General features: G+C 59.7%; 17 protein-coding genes and 1 pseudogene. 9 read left to right on the top strand and 9 right to left on the bottom strand.

Translation table 11 applies throughout. The features are described 5' to 3' along the window. Window positions 1-161: 161 nt before the first annotated feature. Window positions 162-1151 carry a polyprenyl synthetase family protein gene (locus BGC09_RS09465; RefSeq protein WP_069803766.1) on the top strand — a complete coding sequence of 330 codons (990 nt, stop codon included), beginning with the start codon at window positions 162-164 and terminating at the stop codon, window positions 1149-1151. Window positions 1152-1635: 484 nt separating this feature from the next. Here BGC09_RS09465 and BGC09_RS09460 read toward each other — a convergent pair whose 3' ends face one another. The 4 genes from BGC09_RS09460 to BGC09_RS09450 form a co-directional block, all read right to left on the bottom strand. Next, window positions 1636-3072: a serine/threonine protein kinase gene (locus BGC09_RS09460; protein WP_069803660.1), complete on the bottom strand. Its 1437-nt coding sequence runs from the start codon at window positions 3070-3072 to the stop codon at window positions 1636-1638. A 116-nt stretch (window positions 3073-3188) separates the two neighbouring features. After that, window positions 3189-3386, bottom strand: a complete 198-nt coding sequence (locus BGC09_RS22855; protein ID WP_176728891.1) for a hypothetical protein — start codon at window positions 3384-3386, stop codon at window positions 3189-3191. Window positions 3387-4253: 867 nt separating this feature from the next. After that, a complete protein-coding gene (locus BGC09_RS09455) occupies window positions 4254-4691 on the bottom strand; it encodes a hypothetical protein (RefSeq protein WP_069803658.1) in 438 nt (145 codons plus the stop codon). A 237-nt stretch (window positions 4692-4928) separates the two neighbouring features. Then, window positions 4929-5804: an LLM class flavin-dependent oxidoreductase gene (locus BGC09_RS09450; protein ID WP_069803656.1), complete on the bottom strand. Its 876-nt coding sequence runs from the start codon at window positions 5802-5804 to the stop codon at window positions 4929-4931. 194 nt (window positions 5805-5998) lie between these two features. Between BGC09_RS09450 and BGC09_RS09445 the strand changes: the two genes are divergently transcribed. Beyond that, window positions 5999-6469, top strand: coding sequence for a GNAT family N-acetyltransferase (locus tag BGC09_RS09445; protein ID WP_069803654.1), 471 nt, complete (start codon window positions 5999-6001; stop codon window positions 6467-6469). A gap of 5 nt (window positions 6470-6474) precedes the next feature. Then, window positions 6475-7359 carry a Cof-type HAD-IIB family hydrolase gene (locus tag BGC09_RS09440; protein WP_069803653.1) on the top strand — a complete coding sequence of 295 codons (885 nt, stop codon included), beginning with the start codon at window positions 6475-6477 and terminating at the stop codon, window positions 7357-7359. 67 nt (window positions 7360-7426) lie between these two features. Here BGC09_RS09440 and BGC09_RS09435 read toward each other — a convergent pair whose 3' ends face one another. Further along, window positions 7427-7969: a YceI family protein gene (locus BGC09_RS09435; protein WP_069803651.1), complete on the bottom strand. Its 543-nt coding sequence runs from the start codon at window positions 7967-7969 to the stop codon at window positions 7427-7429. Window positions 7970-8254: 285 nt separating this feature from the next. On the opposite strand from BGC09_RS09435, the gene purU reads away from it, so the two are divergent. From purU to BGC09_RS09415, 4 genes are all read left to right on the top strand, one after another. Next, window positions 8255-9112 (top strand): formyltetrahydrofolate deformylase, encoded by an 858-nt coding sequence (gene purU, locus BGC09_RS09430; protein ID WP_069803649.1) that lies wholly within the window; start codon window positions 8255-8257, stop codon window positions 9110-9112. Between the two features lie 286 nt (window positions 9113-9398). Continuing rightward, window positions 9399-9929: a peroxiredoxin family protein gene (locus BGC09_RS09425; RefSeq protein ID WP_069803647.1), complete on the top strand. Its 531-nt coding sequence runs from the start codon at window positions 9399-9401 to the stop codon at window positions 9927-9929. A gap of 35 nt (window positions 9930-9964) precedes the next feature. Then, on the top strand, window positions 9965-10552 hold the full coding sequence (locus BGC09_RS09420) for a hypothetical protein (RefSeq protein WP_069803645.1): 588 nt from the start codon (window positions 9965-9967) through the stop codon (window positions 10550-10552). Continuing rightward, the gene (locus tag BGC09_RS09415; protein ID WP_069803643.1) at window positions 10549-11790 is read left to right on the top strand and encodes a trans-sulfuration enzyme family protein; all 1242 of its coding nucleotides are present in this window, start codon (window positions 10549-10551) and stop codon (window positions 11788-11790) included. Before BGC09_RS09420 ends, BGC09_RS09415 begins: the two co-directional genes overlap by 4 nt. 73 nt (window positions 11791-11863) lie before the next feature. Here the strand turns inward: BGC09_RS09415 and BGC09_RS09410 are convergent, their stop codons facing one another. Then, window positions 11864-13339: an ATP-binding protein gene (locus BGC09_RS09410; protein WP_069803641.1), complete on the bottom strand. Its 1476-nt coding sequence runs from the start codon at window positions 13337-13339 to the stop codon at window positions 11864-11866. A 268-nt stretch (window positions 13340-13607) separates the two neighbouring features. Beyond that, entirely contained in the window at window positions 13608-14609 is a 1002-nt protein-coding gene (locus tag BGC09_RS09400) for a BON domain-containing protein (RefSeq protein WP_176728890.1), read from the bottom strand. Window positions 14610-14814: 205 nt separating this feature from the next. On the opposite strand from BGC09_RS09400, the gene BGC09_RS09395 reads away from it, so the two are divergent. Then, on the top strand, window positions 14815-15051 hold the full coding sequence (locus BGC09_RS09395; protein WP_069803635.1) for a hypothetical protein: 237 nt from the start codon (window positions 14815-14817) through the stop codon (window positions 15049-15051). Between the two features lie 34 nt (window positions 15052-15085). On the opposite strand, the gene BGC09_RS09390 is transcribed toward BGC09_RS09395, so the two are convergent. Together BGC09_RS09390 and BGC09_RS22850 are read right to left on the bottom strand one after the other, a co-directional pair. Then, the gene (locus tag BGC09_RS09390; RefSeq protein ID WP_069803632.1) at window positions 15086-16474 is read right to left on the bottom strand and encodes a glycoside hydrolase family 1 protein; all 1389 of its coding nucleotides are present in this window, start codon (window positions 16472-16474) and stop codon (window positions 15086-15088) included. A 189-nt stretch (window positions 16475-16663) separates the two neighbouring features. After that, on the bottom strand, window positions 16664-16819 hold the full coding sequence (locus BGC09_RS22850; protein ID WP_176728889.1) for a hypothetical protein: 156 nt from the start codon (window positions 16817-16819) through the stop codon (window positions 16664-16666). Window positions 16820-17086: 267 nt separating this feature from the next. Between BGC09_RS22850 and BGC09_RS09385 the strand changes: the two are divergent. After that, window positions 17087-17335, top strand: a pseudogene (locus BGC09_RS09385) (hypothetical protein); the annotation flags it as partial.

The following is a 17335-nucleotide window of genomic DNA, read 5'->3' as shown; positions in this document are numbered from 1 at the left end:
CCACAGGCAGGAAGGAAGGGTACTATCTTGCTGTCGCTCGCCAAGACCAGGAAGAAAGGAGGACGGCGTTTCCCCCGGCTGAAGTGCGCAGCGAAGTGCCGCAGTGCGCAACGCAGCCAGGTTCAAGCCAGCCAGCCAGGGGCCTCCACGCCGCAGATCATATGAACGATACAGCCACCTTAAGCCGCCTTTTTGCGGGTATCCAGGCTGATCTTGACGAAGTAGATAAGGTCTTCCAGGAGCGTGCCAGATCCGGTCTCCCAATTCTGCATTCTGCTTCTATGCACGCTCTCTCCTCGCCAGGCAAACGCTTGAGAACGGCCCTCACGCTGCTCTCGGGGAAACTGAAGGTCTACCACTTCGAGAAGCTACTGCCCTTAAGCGTCGCCTTCGAGATGGTCCACCTGGCGACGCTTATTCATGATGATATCGTTGATGGCGCACACACCCGGCGTGGTCAGCCAACGGTCAACGCCCTCTGGGGCGATCACATCGCGATCTTACTTGGTGACTACTATTTTGCCAAAACTGCTGGCCTGATCGCTGATATCGAAGATAATCGGATTAATCATCTCTTCTCCGACACAGTGGCCACCGTCTGCGAAGGCACCATCATGGAGATGCTGAGCGCCCGCCGCCTGGATCTTACTGTCCAGGGCTACTACGATAAGATCAGCCATAAAACAGCCTGCCTGATCGCGGCCTGCTGCAAAGGTGGCGCCATCCTTAGCGAGGCCTCGGATGAGGAGATTCAGCATTTATACGAGTATGGCATGAATCTGGGCATCGCTTTCCAGATCATTGATGACGTGCTGGATTACACCGAGGATCAGACCACGATTGGCAAGCCCGCAGGGAACGATCTGCGCCAGGGTCTGGTGACGCTTCCGCTCATCTATGCTCTACAGAGCCAGCCCCACAATGGCCATCATCAACAGGTTCAGCTTCTGCTCTCGGGAGAGGGAGGCAGCGAGGAAGAGATCCGCAAAATCGTTGAGTGGGTCGCCCGTGGCAGCGGAATCGAACGCTCGTTCGAGGATGCCTATCGCTATGCGGCACGGGCACGCGAGGCCCTGTATCACTTTCCTCCTTCAGCGGACCGCGATGTCCTCGATGAACTGATTGACTTCGTTGTCTTGCGCAAGCGCTGAGGCTGACCGCATCTTGAGAGAGGAAAGAAGAGACAGGTCAGGTTGCTTCGCACTCATGCTGATGAGCGACCTGGACTTGAGGAGCTAGCATGCTCCAGTGAAGGCGGAGCTGGAACCACCCATCGGCCTCGGCGGTGCGCCAGGACGGATTGACAGCATCACGCGCCTCCTGGCCACCTCCAGGCATGGAATCAGCCAGGCCGCAGGACAGACAGACCTTACTCGCCAGTCCGCTTCGCTTGCTGGATGAGCCTGCCCTGCCCTGCCCTGCCCTGCCAGCACACCCAAGAGAAATCGCCAGAGGCAGACCCCAACCTCAGACAGCGCTGGTTCGCGCTACCAGTCTCTCAACGAGCAAGAAGAGCAGACTCCCCCCTGAGCAACCTGCGCTTTCTCCTGCTGGCCAACCAACGAGCAGCCTGGTGGTCAGCTCCTCACACTATTGGCGCTGGAAACGGGAAGAGAGCTGCCAGCCACTCCCTCCTTAGAACAGCCCGCGTGCGAAGATAACCACGGCAATCAACGCCACCAGGATGCCAGCCACCCACAGGGCAGCATTGAGTGTATCGTTGCTCTCGCGCATTGGAGGCAGGTCTTCGGGACGCGGCAAGAGCAGACGCTGCTCATCTTCTTCCAGCACCGCCCCCAGCATCAGCGGCAGGGCCTGGGCCACACTATCAGGCACCGGCGATGGCGAGGAGGGCACTTGAGTAGGAGCCGAAGCGGACGTCGAGACCGGTCGCGGCGAGAGCGGAATCGATTGTTCAGGCCATTGCTCGACCACGGAGCCAGTCCCCCCGATCGCTGAGCGCAGCGCCAACAAATCGTGACGGAGTTCGGCAGGACTCTGATAGCGCTGACTGGCAATAGGACGCAAGCCCTTCGAGAGAATCGCCTCAAACTCAGAGCTGACCAAAGGATTGAGCCGCTGAGCCGGTGGAATGCTTCCGCTCATCCCTGTCGGAGGACTACCCGTCACCAAATGATAGGCCGTAGCCAACAAGGAGTAGAGATCGGTGCGGCTATCTACCGCCCCACGCACGAATTCAGGAGGTAGATAGGGAGAGAGACGAGAGCGATCCAGCCCGGAAATGAACTGAGTAGCGCCACCAGCCAACACAATGGAAAAGTTCGTGAGCAGATACTGAGAGCCGGAGCGAGCCACAATAATATGCTCGGGGCGAATCAGGCCATGCACCAGTGGCGGCGTTTGCTGAACCATCGTCTCCAGGATATCCACCATCTGCAGGCAGCACTCAACCACTTCCTGCTCCGGTAACGCCCGCCCACTGCGGCGCAGACGCGCCAGCAGACTTTCGCCCTCGGTCATCTCGAAGACAAAGAAGCTACGCCCTTGATCACTGAAGGCATCTAATAAAGCAGGCACTCGAGGATGGCGCCCAATGGACGAAAGCGTCATGGTGGCCGTCCGCAACATGGACTGCACAGCAGCCGAAGAGCTTTCGGGCACCACCAGCTCACAAATAGTCACCAACGCCCCAGCTCGCTGGGCATCCTGACCACTCCACGTAGCCTCAAAGACGCCATTGAGCCACTCCTGACGCTCCAGCAGTTCCTGAAGGCGATAGCGCCCACCTCTGAGCATCGTGCCCGGCATCAAGGGCCGCAGCGCGCCTCCCAAGATGCCACTGCTGCTGGAACCGGCAGTTGAGAGCGGCATCGAAGCAGGGAAGGGAGTCGCGGTCGTCACCGCCGGCGTGGGCGTTGAAGGGAAAGTCGGGGGCACCGGTGTTTCACGCGCTAAAGGATCAGTCACCAGGCGACTAACGCGGAGCGGATTCTGAGAGCGCGAAAGATCTTGAGGCAGAGCACCGCTCGTGCGATTGGGACGAGTGGGAACCTGAGCACGCGAGGGCGTACCTGGGCGCGAAAGCGAAGGAAGAGAAGAGTCGCCCGCCACCTCCCTGCGTGGGGACGAGGAAGGCCCAAGCGGAGGGCGCGGCTGGTTAGGGGAGGCCAGATTTCTGTTGGTCGCAGCATCGGAGCCTGCCAGGCCCGGCTGCGAGAGTGGCCTGCTCACCCGCGGGCTACTAAGGCCAGGTCCAGTACGGCGGGGCGCCGAATCGAGGGAATGCGAGCCTTGGCCCGAGCCAAAGCCAGCGTTGGCCGAACCCGCCCCAGAGGAGCCGGAGAGCGGGCCAGACGCACCAAAGGGCGAAGAACGCCCACCTGGACCCGTAGCACCTGTCGTCGATAGCCCCGTACGTGCTCCACTCCCCATCCCCGGGCTGTTGAGCGGCCCACTCCGCATAGAGGCAGGACCCGGGGGGAAACCAGGTAGCGAACCTGAACGTTGCTGGAGATCAGCAGTACTCGAAGACTTCTGCTGTTGGGCAGGGGAAGATGTCGACCAGCCTGACGCCGATGCTCCCCCGGACAGGCCCGGCAGGCGAATGACCAGGCCACAGCGGGTGCAGGGGCCTTTACTTGCATCCCACTCGTTGCCACAACGAGGGCATATCATGGACTCTTCCTCCTCATTTCTTTTCTAATCCCTGATGCTAATCCCTGAGCGGGCTTGAGAGGTGCGCCCAGCGAGCTAGTCCTTCTCTTCTCTTCTTTTTTTCCAATCTCTGATTCCAGTCCCTGATTCTCATTCCTGGGCGGGTTCTTTGACCAGGCTCACACGTCAATGGGGAGATTCGTTCAAATAGCGCACTCGCCTGCCGTGAGTAGATGCAAAGAAGACCTCATCCCGCCAGCCTGCTAGCTGGCCTGTCCACCTGACCTCTCTCTCACGTTGTCTGCGCAACGGAGCGCCAGCTGCAGCAAATGGCTTCACTGACCCGATAGGCTGAGAAATAAGGTACTCGACCCCGGCACCCCTTGCCACTCCTTCCTCTTCGAGGAGGAGAGAGCTAGAAAGCCAGACAACCGCGCAACTACAGCCAGGAACCTCACTCACTCTCCTCTGCGCGTGCGCGCAGAGGAAGGGCATCTTTCGCGAAATAAAAAGCAAACCTTCTTTGCACCCGACCCCACAATAAATTCGTGCAGGGTGCACTTGTCGAGAGTATAGAGAAGAGGATTTACGGCTGTCAATGCCGCTACCCGTTTGTGCTATCAGGCCATGCTTTTTGCTCAGCGCGCCTTGCGCCCAATCGGAGCCACCGCTGTGAAGAAGGTCTCCAGAGCCTTCGCCAGCTCGTAGAGCTGGGTAGCCTCATAGACTGTCACCTCGTGGCCAGGATGAGCCACCTGATAGAGCAGCTGCACCGCCGGCAGCTTCAGCGACTGGCCCGCCTCACCCGCCAGCGACCCAATCAAGGAGGCACGCATGGCATCAACGCTGGCATTGACCTCCTCAAGCCGCTCAATATCAATAAAGCTCGCCTTCTGCTGTTGCTTTTGACGCTGATCCTGCTCCTTTTGACTGGCCTGCAGGCCCTGGCCCCGGCCTGCCTGAGCCGCCTCCCACTCCTTGCGCGCCTGCTTACCAGCCGAACAGTAACAGAACTGGGGATGGGCTGAATCTGAATTCTGCAGGCCGGTATCATCGCAGATTGGGCAAATAGGCATGCCTGCCCTCCTTTGCTCTCAGCCTTTGCACAAACTACACGGCGCCTGCAACAACTATACCACACCAGAGAGCAGGGCGACACCTCCTTTTCTTTCTACCAGGACTTTCAGGAGGCAGCCACCAGCGGGAGGCATTCCTGCACAGTCAGGGTCTGAGCATCTGCCAGTGACAGATCCGCCAACAGAACAGGGTTGCCGGCTAGCTGATACAGCCAGCAACCCTACTTGCAGCTCTGGTCAGATTTGCAGGTCGGCAACCGCCTCGGCCAGCAGATCGATCTGTTCCAGTTCAGGAATGGTAGCCCAGAGCATGAGCTCGTCAGCGCCCACCTCGGCGAAGGTCTGCACGGTCCGGCGAATGGCCTCCGGCGTAGTGGGGATCATCTGGGCCATCTGATGAGCCCGAGGGCCGGTAAAAGCATAGTAATGGCTGAGATAGACATCAGCTTTTTCAACGGCTCGCTCACCCAAGCCGTAGTAGACCGAGCCGACAAGACGGGGCCTGCCGGGTCTGCCGGCTTCCTGCCAGACCTGCAAGGCCAGGTGGAAGAATTGGCCGGCCTGGTCGGGCGCGCTGCCGCCAGCAATAAAGCCATCGCCCCAGCGCGCCAGGCGCCGGATCGCTGCCGGCGAATAGCCGCCGAGCAAGACCTCCGGTCCGCCGGGGCGTACTGGCTTGGGGCCAATGGGACCTACCTCTGCGCTCACCGGCTCGCCAGACCAGATGCGCTTCATAAGGGCCAGCTGCTCATCGAAGATCTTGCCACGGCGGTGAAACGATACCCCAGCCGCGAGAAAATCGTCTTCGCGGGCCCCTATTCCAAGCCCCAGCGTCAGGCGACCACGCGAAAAGGCGTCCAGGGTCGCTGCTTCTTTAGCCAGGATGGCCGTGTTACGCAGCGGCGCGAGGAGGACGGTCGTCATCAGGCGAATACGCGAGGTGACTGCCGCCACAGCGCTCAGCGTGATCATCGGCTCCAGACCGGGATAGACTAGCCGGTCAATTATACCCAGGGAGACAAACGGCCCCTGCTCCGCACGTCGCGCCCACTCCAGCACAAGGCCAGGATCAACCCCAGGAATCGAAGCCGGTAGCCCAATGCCAATCTTCATAGTCCTTTCCTCCCAGAAACGCAGTTTGCCGACTATCCTTTCTCTTGGAACTATACTTCTGTAAGTCTGACATAGAGGACCAATAGTTTGCAACCTCATCGGTGAAGATGATAAGCTAAGTTGTAGGCGGGAGGCCGCTACCGCCAGGCAGCCTCTCGTTGCTGCAGAATCTGGCAAGGAGTGATGTGAAGCCTATGCGCCTCATACGGCGTGCCACCAGCGACGATATCGCCACCTTAACAGCGCTCCGCCTGGCCCTGCTGCGAGAGACCGGCAGGGTCACCGATGATCAGCAAGAGCAGCTGCTCCGCGAGCTGACAGACTCTTACCTGCGCCGGGCGTTGCCGCAGGAGGAATTTCTGGTCTGGGTCGCGGAGGTCGATGAGCAGGGAACCATCGCGGCTACTGGTGGTCTGGTCTTCTTGAGCCGTCCACCTTCGCCCGAGAATGAGGCCGGTCTGGAAGGCTATGTCCTGAACATGTATACGCTACCAGCCTGGCGCGGGCAGGGCCTGGCACGAGCTATTCTACGCCAGATCATCGCCTACGCCCGCCAGCATACTTCCGCGCGCCGCCTCTGGTTGCACGCTAGTGACGCCGGTCGCCCGCTCTACGCCAGCGAGGGCTTCCTCCCGATTACACGTGAGATGGAACTGCTCTGGTAACTGAGATGCAACGCTATCGCCTGCTGGCCATCGATCTCGATGGAACACTGTTGACACCTTTTCCGGCGAAAGAGGTGACGCCTCGCGCGCGCCGAGCCTTGGAGATCGCCCACGCCTCCGGCCTGATGATTACCATTACCACAGGGCAGATGCTGGCTGTGTTGCGCCAGGTCTGCGCTGGCCTGCCGTTGAGCGGTCCCCAGATTCTGGAAAATGGGGCGATGATCGTCGATATCGCCAGCGGGGCGGTGCTTTCCGAACGCTTCCTGCCCAAGGAGCACATCCTGCCCGTTCTAGAAGCAGCACGCTCACTGGGCCTCTATCGCGCCTATCATACGCCAGAAGTGGTCTATGTCGATCGCCACACGCCGCGAGCCCGCGATTGGTATCGCCCTCCATTGCCGCCGGCGATCGAGGTCGATGACGTAGCCTCTCTCTACCCACGCCCCTGCATCAAGATCGCCGCCGTGGGTCTGCCAGAGACGCTGCCAGCGAAACGCCAGCAGCTCGAGCACTGGTTTGGCGAGGTCCTGCATGTGACGCAGTCGACGCGCGATTTACTGGAGCTGCTGCATCCCAGGGCCAGTAAAGGCCAGGCGCTGCGCGAGGTCGCAAGCTTGCTGGGAGTGGCTCCAGCCGAGATTGTGGCCATCGGCGACCACTATAATGATGTGGAGATGCTGCGCTTCGCCGGCCTGAGCATTGCTATGGGCAATGCTCCCCCTGAAGTACAGGCCGTGGCCGACTATGTGACCAGCGATAATGCCCACGATGGCGTGGCTCAGGCTCTGGAACGCCTCGTGCTGCCAACTCTCGGCTGGCACAGCTCACCCTCAGCAGAGGAGACAGCAGCAGCAAGCGAGGACCCCAGGAACGAGGAAGCCTGCTGATCGCGACAGAGGGACTATCAGCAGGCTCCAAATTTCGTTCGGGAACGGATCGGTCTATCGAGAAGACTCAGGCATTCGAGGCAGCAGGCACTTTCTCGGTAATCTCTAGCTCGATCTCAATCTTGACCTGATCGTCGACAATGACTCCACCGCTCTCAATGGCCCGGTTCCAGGTCAGGCCAAAGTCTTTGCGGCTGATGGTCGCCGTGGTCAGGATGCCAGCCCGACGCAGCCCAAAGGCGTCGACGATCGGGCCGTTGAATTCTCCGGTGAAGGTGACGGGACGAGTCACACCGTGCATGGTCAGATCGCCCGTGACACGGTACTGATTGCCACCCAGCGGCTCGATTTTGGTGCTGACAAAGGTAATGGTGGGATATTTCTCGACGTCAAAGAAGTCGGCGCTGCGCAGGTGCCGGTCACGATCAGCCTGACCAGTGTCAATACTGGCAGCCTCTGCCTGAGCTGTAATCTTCGAGTTCTCAGGGTTTTGCTCGTCGTATTCGATTTCCCCACTAAAGACTTTGAATGACCCACGTGCTGTGCTGACCATCATGTGCCTTACAGCAAAGGCAACACGCGAATGGACAGGATCAATCTGCCAGGTCACTTCTCGCTTTCCTCCTTCAGTGCTTCCGTAATCTCTTTGCTAATATAAAGTATGGTGCTTTACTTATGTAAGTATCATAGCATCGGTAAGCCAGAGCTGTCAAGGGAGGCTTCTTTCCCGTGGGCATTTTGCTCTGGCCTCATTGCTGCTATACTACGGCAGAGATGGCCCGCGAGGAGGAGGCGGCCACCGACGCCAGAGCCGCCTCGGGCTGCTGTGCCCCCTGTCTCGTTGGCCAACTACCAGACATCTGACTGCTGATGCTTTCTTTGGGAAGAGGGGTCTATGCAACAGGATCATGTTATTACGCTTCTGATCTCTTGTCTTGATCGGCCAGGCATTGTGGCGGCTATCTCGCAGTTTATCTTTGAGCACAATGGTAACATCGTCGAATCAGATCAATACGCAACGGCTCGTCAAAATGGCACCTTCTTTATGCGCATCAGCTTCTCAGAAGAGGGGTTCCAGCTGAGCGAGCGCGAGCTGGTTGCAGCTTTCCAGCCGATTGCTGCGCGCTTCGGCATGCAGTGGAGCGTCCATTATTCGCGCAACCGCAAACGGGCGGCCATCCTGGTTTCGCGTCTGGACCATTGCCTGGTCGACCTGCTCTGGCGGTGGCACAATGGAGAGCTGGTGATCGACATTCCCTGTATCATGAGCAATCACCCCGATCTAGAGCCTCTGGCACGCATGTACCAGCTCCCCTACTATCATTTTCCGGTTCGTCGCGAGAGCCGTGCTGCTGATCAGCAGCGCATGCTCGAGTTTCTGGAAGGCAAGGTTGATTTTCTGATTCTGGCGCGCTACATGCAGATTCTGGAGCCGTTTTTTGTGCAGGCCTACCCTCAGCGCATTATCAATATCCATCACAGCTTCCTGCCGGCATTCACCGGGGCCCGTCCCTACGAACGGGCTTTCGAGCGAGGGGTGAAGATCATCGGGGCCACCGCTCACTATGTGACGGAGGAGCTGGATGAGGGGCCGATTATCGCTCAGGATGTGATTCACTGCAACCATCGTGATAGCGTCGAGGACCTGATCCGCAAGGGGCGTGATGTAGAGCGGCGAGTACTGGCAGAGGCAGTGCGCTTGCACAGCGAGGATCGTGTGCTCGTGTATAAGAATCGCACGATTGTTTTCTAGCCAGAAGGCTGCGCCTGTGCGATAATCTCTTGAGAGGAGGTTGTCGTCCGCCACATTGGCCTTCCATTGTTCGAGGAAAGGTTGCTGCGGACAGAGGCCGAGAACCAGGAAGGAGTAGGGGGCAGCCAGCTGCCAGCGCCTTACAGGAGCCGTAAGGCTCAAGCCCACCCAGCAACCGCGCCTCGTCCGGGCCACCGTGGGAGAACCGGATGCCGGGTTGCCGAGGAAGGATGCTGGCAGGCCCTCCTCAAAAACAGGAGAGAGCATAGAGAAAGCGGTGAGTCTTATGGACGAGTCATTGCCCTCTTCCGCCGCATGCGTGCAGCCAGCGCTGGCCGCCAAGGTGAAGCTGGGAGCGCGTGAGATGCTTCCGAGCTTCGCCCTCCCCGACCCTGCAGGAGTTTTGCGGGGGCCCCATGACTACAAGCAGCGAGACCACCTTTTGCTGCTCATTGTACGCAGCGTCGAGCTGCCGGGCACCCGGGCCTTCTTGAAGCAGTTCACGGAGGCAGAGCCAGCGCTGCGTGAGGAGCAGTGCAGTCTGCTGGCCATTAGCCCGGATCACCGAGCGCGAAATGCGGAGGTGCAGGCCAGCCTGCGGCTCCCTTTCCCGTTGCTCGCTGATCCCGAGGGGCACGTCATTGCTCGCCTGACACAATGGGAAGCGCCTCGGCGGGCGCTCAATCCCAGTCTGTTGTTGGCGGATCGTTACGGCGAACTCTATCAGCAGTGGGTCAGCGCAGATGAGCATGCGCTACCGCCGCTCAGCGAGTTGCTGTCCTGTTTACGCTATCTAAACCGCCTGTGCTGTCCCTAGCCAGCGGTAGACCAGGAAGGTTGAGTGAGCCAGCAATGTGTACGAGCGCTTGGGGTCGGGCTGCAGTCCTGCTCTTCCTCCTGGGAGCCACTGGTGGAAGCGCGCTTGATACCTTCTACGTCCACCAGGGGGTGAAGCGCTACGGCACAGTTGTGGTCACCGGTCCCCCGCTCTTCGGCTTGCCCTGGTGGGCGCCGCTGCTCGCCGGCAGCGCCGCCGTTGCGATTGGTCTTTCTCATCCCCTGCTAGATCCTCTTCTGGCCCACTCGAGGACCGCGCGCCGTCTCTCAACGAGCATCGCCGCTCTCGGCTGGCTGTGTCTAGCCTATCTATTGGGGGCTATACCACTCGCTCCTCTCGCCCGCTTCGGCCTGTTGGGTCTACTCTACCTCAATTTCTGGCTGCTAGCCGGGCGAAGCTGGCAAAACCTGATCTTCTCCGCCGTGGTGGCGATTACAGGGACGCTGATTGAGATGATCCTGGTGAACGCAGGGATCTTCTCTTTTCCGCAAAACGCCGATGTACTCGGTGTGCCCGTCTGGCTCCCCTGGCTCTATGCCTCCGCCTCGCTCGCCTTGGGAGACCTGGGACGGGCTCTCATGTTACTCCAGAGAGGGGGATGACCTTGACAGATCAGCATTCTTCAGCCGTCTGGAAATTGGAGACCCATCTGGTACAGGACGGCAGGCAGCGCTGGAGTGAAGGGCCTGCCCACGTTTCAACCGTGCAGCCGATTTATGCAAGCACGACCTACTTGCACGGCAGTATGGAGCGTCTGGACCAGGCGTTCAGTAGCCCGACTTCGGGAGAGAAGCGCTCGTTTGTCTACGCGCGCCAGGGGAATCCCAATGCGACCCAGTTGGAGAAGGTGCTGGCTCGCGCCGAAGGAGGTGTAGGGGCTGTGGCTTTCGGCTCAGGTATGGCAGCCATCCATGCTGCGCTGCTGGCCGCTGGCGCGGCTCCAGGGGCCAAGATCCTGGCAGCTCAGGACCTCTATGGCCAGACGATCGCCCTCCTGCGCCAGGTCTTTGCTCCCCAGGGTGTGGAGGTCGTGCTTTGCGATCTGTGTTGCGCCTCAGCCGCGGAGCGGATTCGCGCCGAACAGCCCGATATTGTCTTTGTCGAGACGATTTCTAATCCCCTGGTAAAGGTCACCGATCTGGATGCCATTAGCACCGCCGCCCGCGAAGTAGGAGCGATCACCCTGGTCGATAGTACCTTCACGACCCCCTGCCTGCTCCGCCCGATCGAGCACGGCTTTGATCTGGTGATCCACAGCGCGACAAAATACCTCGGGGGGCATGGCGACAGCACTGGCGGCCTGGTCGTGAGCGCCCGCGAGAGCCTGCTGCAGTCGCTGCGCTCCCACGCTTCCTTGCTGGGCGCGATGCTGAGTCCCTTTGAATCCTACTTGATCCTGCGTGGCCTGAAAACGCTGGCCTTGCGGATGGAGCGCCATTGCGACAACGCGCTGCGCATCGCTCACTTCTTGCACGATCATCCAGCCGTGGCTCGCGTCCACTACCCAGCCTTGCCCGAGCATCCGCAACACGAGCAGGCTCGACGCTTGCTTGCTCACGGACGCTTCGGTGGTTTGCTCTCGTTCGAGCTGAAAGCACAGACCCGCGCTGCCGCTTTTCGCTTCATGGATAGCCTGCAGCTTTGTGCTCCTGCTACCTCCCTCGGAGATGTTCACACGCTGGTGAGTTATCCGCCTATCTCTTCCCATCGTGACCTCTCTCCTGCTGAATTACAACAGGCTGGGATCACCGAGGGCTGTCTGCGCCTTTCAGTGGGGATCGAAGATGCGGAGGATATTATGCACGATCTGGACCAGGCTCTTCGCCAGGTCAGCGCTTGACAGAAGGAAAAACCCGCGATGAAGCGGGGGCGGAAAGAGGCGCCAGCAGCGCTTCCGACCCCCGCCGCTCTGGCTATGGTTTGCCGAAGTAGCTGCCGCGTCGCTGGGCTGGCGGTGGAGTGAAACGCTCGCTCTGAGCCGCGGCAGCTCTTCCGTTCAAAATGACCTCATGGGCCCAGATGAGATCATCGGCCAGAACCTCGCTGCGTCCCAGCTCTAGCGCATGAAGGGCGGCAGTGAGACAAACCTCGCGGAAGTGACTGCCGGGCTGCCCGAGGAGCCGCGGGGCGACGCGCGCATGCTCTTCTTCACAGTAGCTTGCACCGAGCAAGCGCTGCAGAAAACGCACGGCCACTTTCTCATCGCGCACCAGGCCAATTTCAATCAATGTGTCGATGCGTCCAGGGCGATCACGAATACGCGGATCGATCTTCTCCGGGTTATTGCTCGTAGCAAGCAGCAAGGTACCAGCAGGATTATCAGGCGTGGCCACACCATCCAGCGTATTGAGAACAAGCTGTTGCTCTTTAGGGTGTGAGACGAACAATTCGAAGTCTTCAACCAGCACCAGCGTCGGCAGCCGGCTGTCAGCCGCCATCTGCAGAGCCTGCGAGAGCACGGCCCAGGAGCTACCTTGACCCTGGAACGATGGAGGAGTGACATAGAACACACGCCCGCCACGACGGGCATGATAGGCCCCTTCTGCTTTGAGGAGCGTGGTCTTGCCTGTTCCTGGTGGTCCGATCAGCAGCACCTTGCGCAGGCGCGGGATACCCAGGGCAGCATAGCGACGCAAGAGAGAGGGATCAAAGATACGTCGCTGGGCCTCCACCAGAGCACGGGTCTCTTCTGGCAAGATGACATCGCGCCACGAGGCCCGTCGGATGACAGAGACCAGCTCCTCACGGCTCGCCGCGCCGCCGATGATTTCGATACTGCCACGTCCATGTTGACGGACATACTGGTTGCGCATCTCAACCAGGAGGCTCAGAAAGGCCAGCCACTCATCCTGGCGACCGACAGGTAGCGCGACGAGGGCCACATCCTCTCGACCATCCTCCAGCGCATAGTAGACAGAGAGAGCCGACCAGCCGCTGGCGAACTGGTAGAGCTTCCAGCCATAGAGAGGGGCAGGCTGCGCTCCCCGGTCGCCAGGAGCGGCCCTGCGTACCAAATCGGACTTCAGCAGGTAATCGGCATCAGCAGAGGCCGTGAGGCCCCAGGCGAAAGCCGGAGCCTCCAATGGACGCCAGCCACTGAGCTGGCCAAAGCGCGGACGCTTGCGCCTCTGGCCAGCCGCCACCAGGCGGTCAAGCAGCAGCGGATGGTGTTCGTAGTGTAGGTGCAGAGAGGGAGGAGAGAGAGGCGAAGAGACGATCAACAGAGAGCCTGGCAGACCCAGCTGCCGCCATAGCTCCTCTAGCCCGAGAGAAGCAAGCTCCCGCATCTGCAGCTGCAGATGCCTGTTCAGGGCCGTCCTGGCCAGATGTCCATTACTCAGCGAAGATGGCCAGGGCTCCGCTGTAGGTAATACCTCACGCTCATTCATTGCTTCTTCTTCCTGGTCCTTTCAAGCTCTATCAAGAGTAGCGCGTCGATACCGGCTCATCGCTCATTTAGATACGTTTCTCCTTATAGAAGAGTTCCAGAAGAAGCGTCTGTTTTCGGCAACACCAGGGGGAGAGGGTCCAAGAGAAAGCGAACAGAGGGAAGCAAATGAGGCGGAGGTGGCCCGCTGGCAGCCCAGGCAGGAAGGGAACCAGCAGGCCCTCCAGGATCAAGGAGATGAATGGCGCCAACCAGGGCAGGCAAACGGCTCACTTCGTATGACGCACGTAGCGCCCGCCCGGTACCAGATCCTCATCTTCGGCCCCAGTAGAGGCCATGACGGGCAGATGCTCAGCTGTGGGATTGACCGTTAGCTCATTGAGCACCTGCCGCACGCCTGGCACGGAGCGCGCGATTTCTGCCGCAACGCGCTTCTGCTCTTCCGTGCGCACAGCCCCACTGAGGCGCACGACGCCCAGCCGCGGGTAGACTCCTATGGGAAGGCCCCGGGTGCGCGGGTCACGTCCCAAAGCCAGCGCCACCTCACTGGCAAGCGTATCATCGGCTACCAATTTGTTCCTGACCTCCAGTAGACCTGGTATCCCCACCACCTGGCGCTCGACCAGGTCGGCGCGCAGGGCACTAGAGATGTTGCCATCCAGATAGAGAACGCCGTCAAGGACGCGCGCCGAGATCCCGCGCAGATCAATGTGCAGCGGATAGAGGTCAAACAGGACCGCCTCGACCTCACGCTGCAGCTCGCGATCGGGTCGATAGGGCGGCAACGCTTTGAGAGCCTCGGCAGAGATGTTGAGACGCACGGCCTCCGCGCTCAGCTCGGCGATTGTGCTCGTGCGGAAGAGGGTATCCTGCCCTCTGGGGAGGTTGTGAGCCACCAGATAGGTGATCTCCCCACTGCCAGGCTGGACAGCCAGCAGGAGCAAGGTGCCACGCTGACCCACCGCCGGAGCCTCGACCAGGCTGCGCCCCGAGAGATGTACCCCATCCGGTGAGGCGACCGCCTCTTGCTCCAGGGCCGCCAAACTGATGGTCAGGGTCACGCCATCACTGGAGGCCTCGCTGACCTGACTGAAGGCGAGATAGAAGCGCTTCTTAACAAAAAGGCCCCGGCTGACCCCCACATGGGTGACGCTGCGCCGGGTCGAATCAACTACCACATCATCAAGCAGGCCATATTCTCCATCGGAGCAAAAGACTTTGCTGCCGAAGCGGAATTTGAGCAGTTCAGAGATAAGTTCGCTTTTCATCATCGCATTCCTCGCGTACCTTCCCAACGCTGGCAGCATGAGAGAAAACTGGCGAGCTGCCAGCCCTCGCCACAAGAGAGTGTAGCATGGGCCGACACAACCAGGCAAGGCGCCTGGACGGCGGCAGACTTTCTGGTAATATGAAAGAGCCAACGGCTACCAGCCGCGCTCTCGGGCAAGAAGCTCCTTCGAGTGAGGTAAGAGAGTAATGAGCGAAGAACACGAGTGCTATATCGAGCAGTTTCCCCATAGCCTGCCGCATCGTGACCAGGCGGAGCTACGCCCCTGTGGACACTACGCCTGTCCGCCGCATACCATTACCTACTATGGCACAGGTGAAGATGAGGAGCTGGTCGGCGACTACTGCATGGTCTGCTACACACGCCGATTCCCACACCTCTGTCCCGATCCGCTGCTGCGCCGGGCTCTGCTGGGCGAGAGCTAAGCCCCCATCCCCAGGCCGGCCAGATGTAGCCAGCTCAGGTCAGTACCCGCGCTCCCAGGCGCGTGGCCGCGGCAGAACCAAAGATCGTGGCTGCCGCCTCGGGAGCATAGCGCTCAACGATGCTTTCGGTGATGGCGTTGGCACGGCAGATCTCCCCGAACATGCTGGCGCTGGGACGTGGGCGCCGCTCTTGCGTCTGGGGATTCAGCTCGACCAGACCAAAGTGGGCGCCCCAGCCCTCGTTCCACTCGAAGTTATCAACCAGCGTCCAGTGAAAATAACCACGCACCGGCAGCCCTTCACGAATAGCACGATGGAGCATGGCCAGATGCTCCAAAATGGCCCGCGGACGGAGCCGATCTTCGAGATCATTGAGACCATGCTCGGTGACATAGAGTGGCTTGTTGCCCCGCGTGCGGCGATACACGAGCTGAAGCACGCGATAGAGACCCTCGGGATAGATCTCGCCGAAGTAGCCGGCCCGCCCCGGGTCCTGCATGGGCGCCCCCGGAGATGGGAAGCGACGGCCAAAAAGCTCGCCCGCTCGCCGCGGATCAAAGGCGACCAGGTCACGAGTGTAATAGTTGACGCCATGATAGTCACGCGCGCCCGCCGCCCGCGGCAGCGCCGGTAGGGCTACCTGCAACGGGAACACCACAGGCTTGCCCTCAGCCAGCTTGAGCGCCAGCCAGTTGAAGAAGGTATCCTGCAGGTTAGCCACTACCCGATCAAGAGGAGAATAGGTTAAAAAAGGATCTAAGAGGCGATAATTAAGGCAATAGCCGATCTGCCCTTCGGGCTGCCATTCGCGAATGGCATAGAAAGCCTGGACATGGGCCGCCATCAGATTACGCAAGACGCGCAAAGCGCGAAGCGCACTCCGCTCGCCGGGCGGGAACTCGCCGGTGAGATAGCCCAGGAAAGCATAGACATTCGGCTCATTAATAGTCAGCCAGAATGAGCAAAGGTCACGCAGTTGCCCAACCACGAAGCGGACAAAGCGCACGAAATACCTGATATTCTCCTCAAGCTCAAAACCTCCGCGGTCGGCGAACCAGAGCGGGTCGGTAAAGTGATGGAGTGTTACCAGGGGCGTCATATGGCGCCGGCGCAGGTCAGCCAGGAGGGAGCGGTAGCGCTCCAGAGCGCTCTCGTCCCAGCGCCCTTCTTCTGGCTCGATGCGGCTCCACTCCAGGCTCAGACGCAGAGCGTTGTTCTCCATCTGCTCGGCCAACTCGAAATCGCGCTCTGCTTGCTGCCACCAGTTGGCGGCCACCCCACTGCGCTCGCCCGTCAGGGTACGGCCCTGCTGCTCCCAGCGATACCACTGGTTGTTGAGGTTGCCACCCTCGCACTGATGAGCCGATGAGGCTGTACCCCAGAGGAAGCCCTCGGGGAACTGCAGCGTACGTTCTCTCGCCATTGTCTCTCCTTGCACACGAGCTTGCATGCAGGAGGCGCAGCGCAGCAGCGCAGCGCAGCACCTGTGTCTATTCTAGCCCGCATAGCCCAGCCAGAGCAAGTCTGGACCGGGCCGCTTTAGGCGGGCAGATAAGGCCAGCGCACTCACCTACCCGCCCCTGGAGAGACCGACGGATGAGAGGATCACGCGCTAATCGGGAAGATAGATAGAGACACGACCCGTTCCCTGACAATTAGGACAAACCTGCTTCCTGAGAAGGTCCAGGTAGCCGGAGCCGCCACACATGTTGCATTCGTCTTCTTCGCCGTTGCGCATGCGATGAAGATGGTCATCCTGGTTGTACATACTTCCTCCTGTCTGGCTAAGACTCCACGCGCATTGATACTTTTACCCCCGCCGGGTTAGCCTTTTCATTTCTCTGTCGGGCCATACCCGGCGCTATTTCTAGTAGAGAGTGTACCCATGCTCTCTTAAGCAGACAAGTTACTTTTTTCCTATTTTTTTGGGAATTTATGGCACATGACATCACGATGAATATTATAATAATTGACTATTTTATAACGGAATATAATTGAATCAATGTTGTTATATTCTTTTTCAAGGAGACAGGCGATGTTAGAACAATGGGAAGCATTGGAGACATATTTTTCAGCAGTCACCGATCGTCTGGGGAAACCCATTGACGAGGAGATCTTCGAGACGGTTGTGACGCTCAACGCCGCAGGGCTCCCAACCGTCATGTCCTGCGGGGGCCACCTCGATGAGAGACGCGGTCTGCGGCTGCCCTGGGTGGAGATCGGTCCTCAAGACGCAGCATTTCAAGCGCTGGTCCAGGAAGAGGAAGAGCTGCGCCACAAAGTG

It is taken from the genome of Thermogemmatispora onikobensis, from assembly GCF_001748285.1.
Taxonomy (GTDB): domain Bacteria; phylum Chloroflexota; class Ktedonobacteria; order Ktedonobacterales; family Ktedonobacteraceae; genus Thermogemmatispora; species Thermogemmatispora onikobensis.
The sequence above is the reverse complement of the archived record's forward strand: the minus strand, read 5'-3'. Positions and strand labels throughout refer to the sequence as shown.

What these genes read in the sequence shown, in the direction of transcription:
- BGC09_RS09465 (WP_069803766.1), top strand. Translation starts at nt 162, where the DNA reads ATGAACGATACAGCCACCTTAAGCCGCCTTTTTGCGGGTATCCAGGCT.
- BGC09_RS09455 (WP_069803658.1), bottom strand. Translation starts at nt 4,691, where the DNA reads ATGCCTATTTGCCCAATCTGCGATGATACCGGCCTGCAGAATTCAGAT.
- BGC09_RS09450 (WP_069803656.1), bottom strand. Translation starts at nt 5,804, where the DNA reads ATGAAGATTGGCATTGGGCTACCGGCTTCGATTCCTGGGGTTGATCCT.
- BGC09_RS09445 (WP_069803654.1), top strand. Translation starts at nt 5,999, where the DNA reads ATGCGCCTCATACGGCGTGCCACCAGCGACGATATCGCCACCTTAACA.
- BGC09_RS09440 (WP_069803653.1), top strand. Translation starts at nt 6,475, where the DNA reads ATGCAACGCTATCGCCTGCTGGCCATCGATCTCGATGGAACACTGTTG.
- purU (WP_069803649.1), top strand. Translation starts at nt 8,255, where the DNA reads ATGCAACAGGATCATGTTATTACGCTTCTGATCTCTTGTCTTGATCGG.
- BGC09_RS09425 (WP_069803647.1), top strand. Translation starts at nt 9,399, where the DNA reads ATGGACGAGTCATTGCCCTCTTCCGCCGCATGCGTGCAGCCAGCGCTG.
- BGC09_RS09420 (WP_069803645.1), top strand. Translation starts at nt 9,965, where the DNA reads ATGTGTACGAGCGCTTGGGGTCGGGCTGCAGTCCTGCTCTTCCTCCTG.
- BGC09_RS09415 (WP_069803643.1), top strand. Translation starts at nt 10,549, where the DNA reads ATGACCTTGACAGATCAGCATTCTTCAGCCGTCTGGAAATTGGAGACC.
- BGC09_RS09410 (WP_069803641.1), bottom strand. Translation starts at nt 13,339, where the DNA reads ATGAATGAGCGTGAGGTATTACCTACAGCGGAGCCCTGGCCATCTTCG.
- BGC09_RS09400 (WP_176728890.1), bottom strand. Translation starts at nt 14,609, where the DNA reads ATGATGAAAAGCGAACTTATCTCTGAACTGCTCAAATTCCGCTTCGGC.
- BGC09_RS09395 (WP_069803635.1), top strand. Translation starts at nt 14,815, where the DNA reads ATGAGCGAAGAACACGAGTGCTATATCGAGCAGTTTCCCCATAGCCTG.
- BGC09_RS09390 (WP_069803632.1), bottom strand. Translation starts at nt 16,474, where the DNA reads ATGGCGAGAGAACGTACGCTGCAGTTCCCCGAGGGCTTCCTCTGGGGT.
- BGC09_RS22850 (WP_176728889.1), bottom strand. Translation starts at nt 16,819, where the DNA reads ATGTACAACCAGGATGACCATCTTCATCGCATGCGCAACGGCGAAGAA.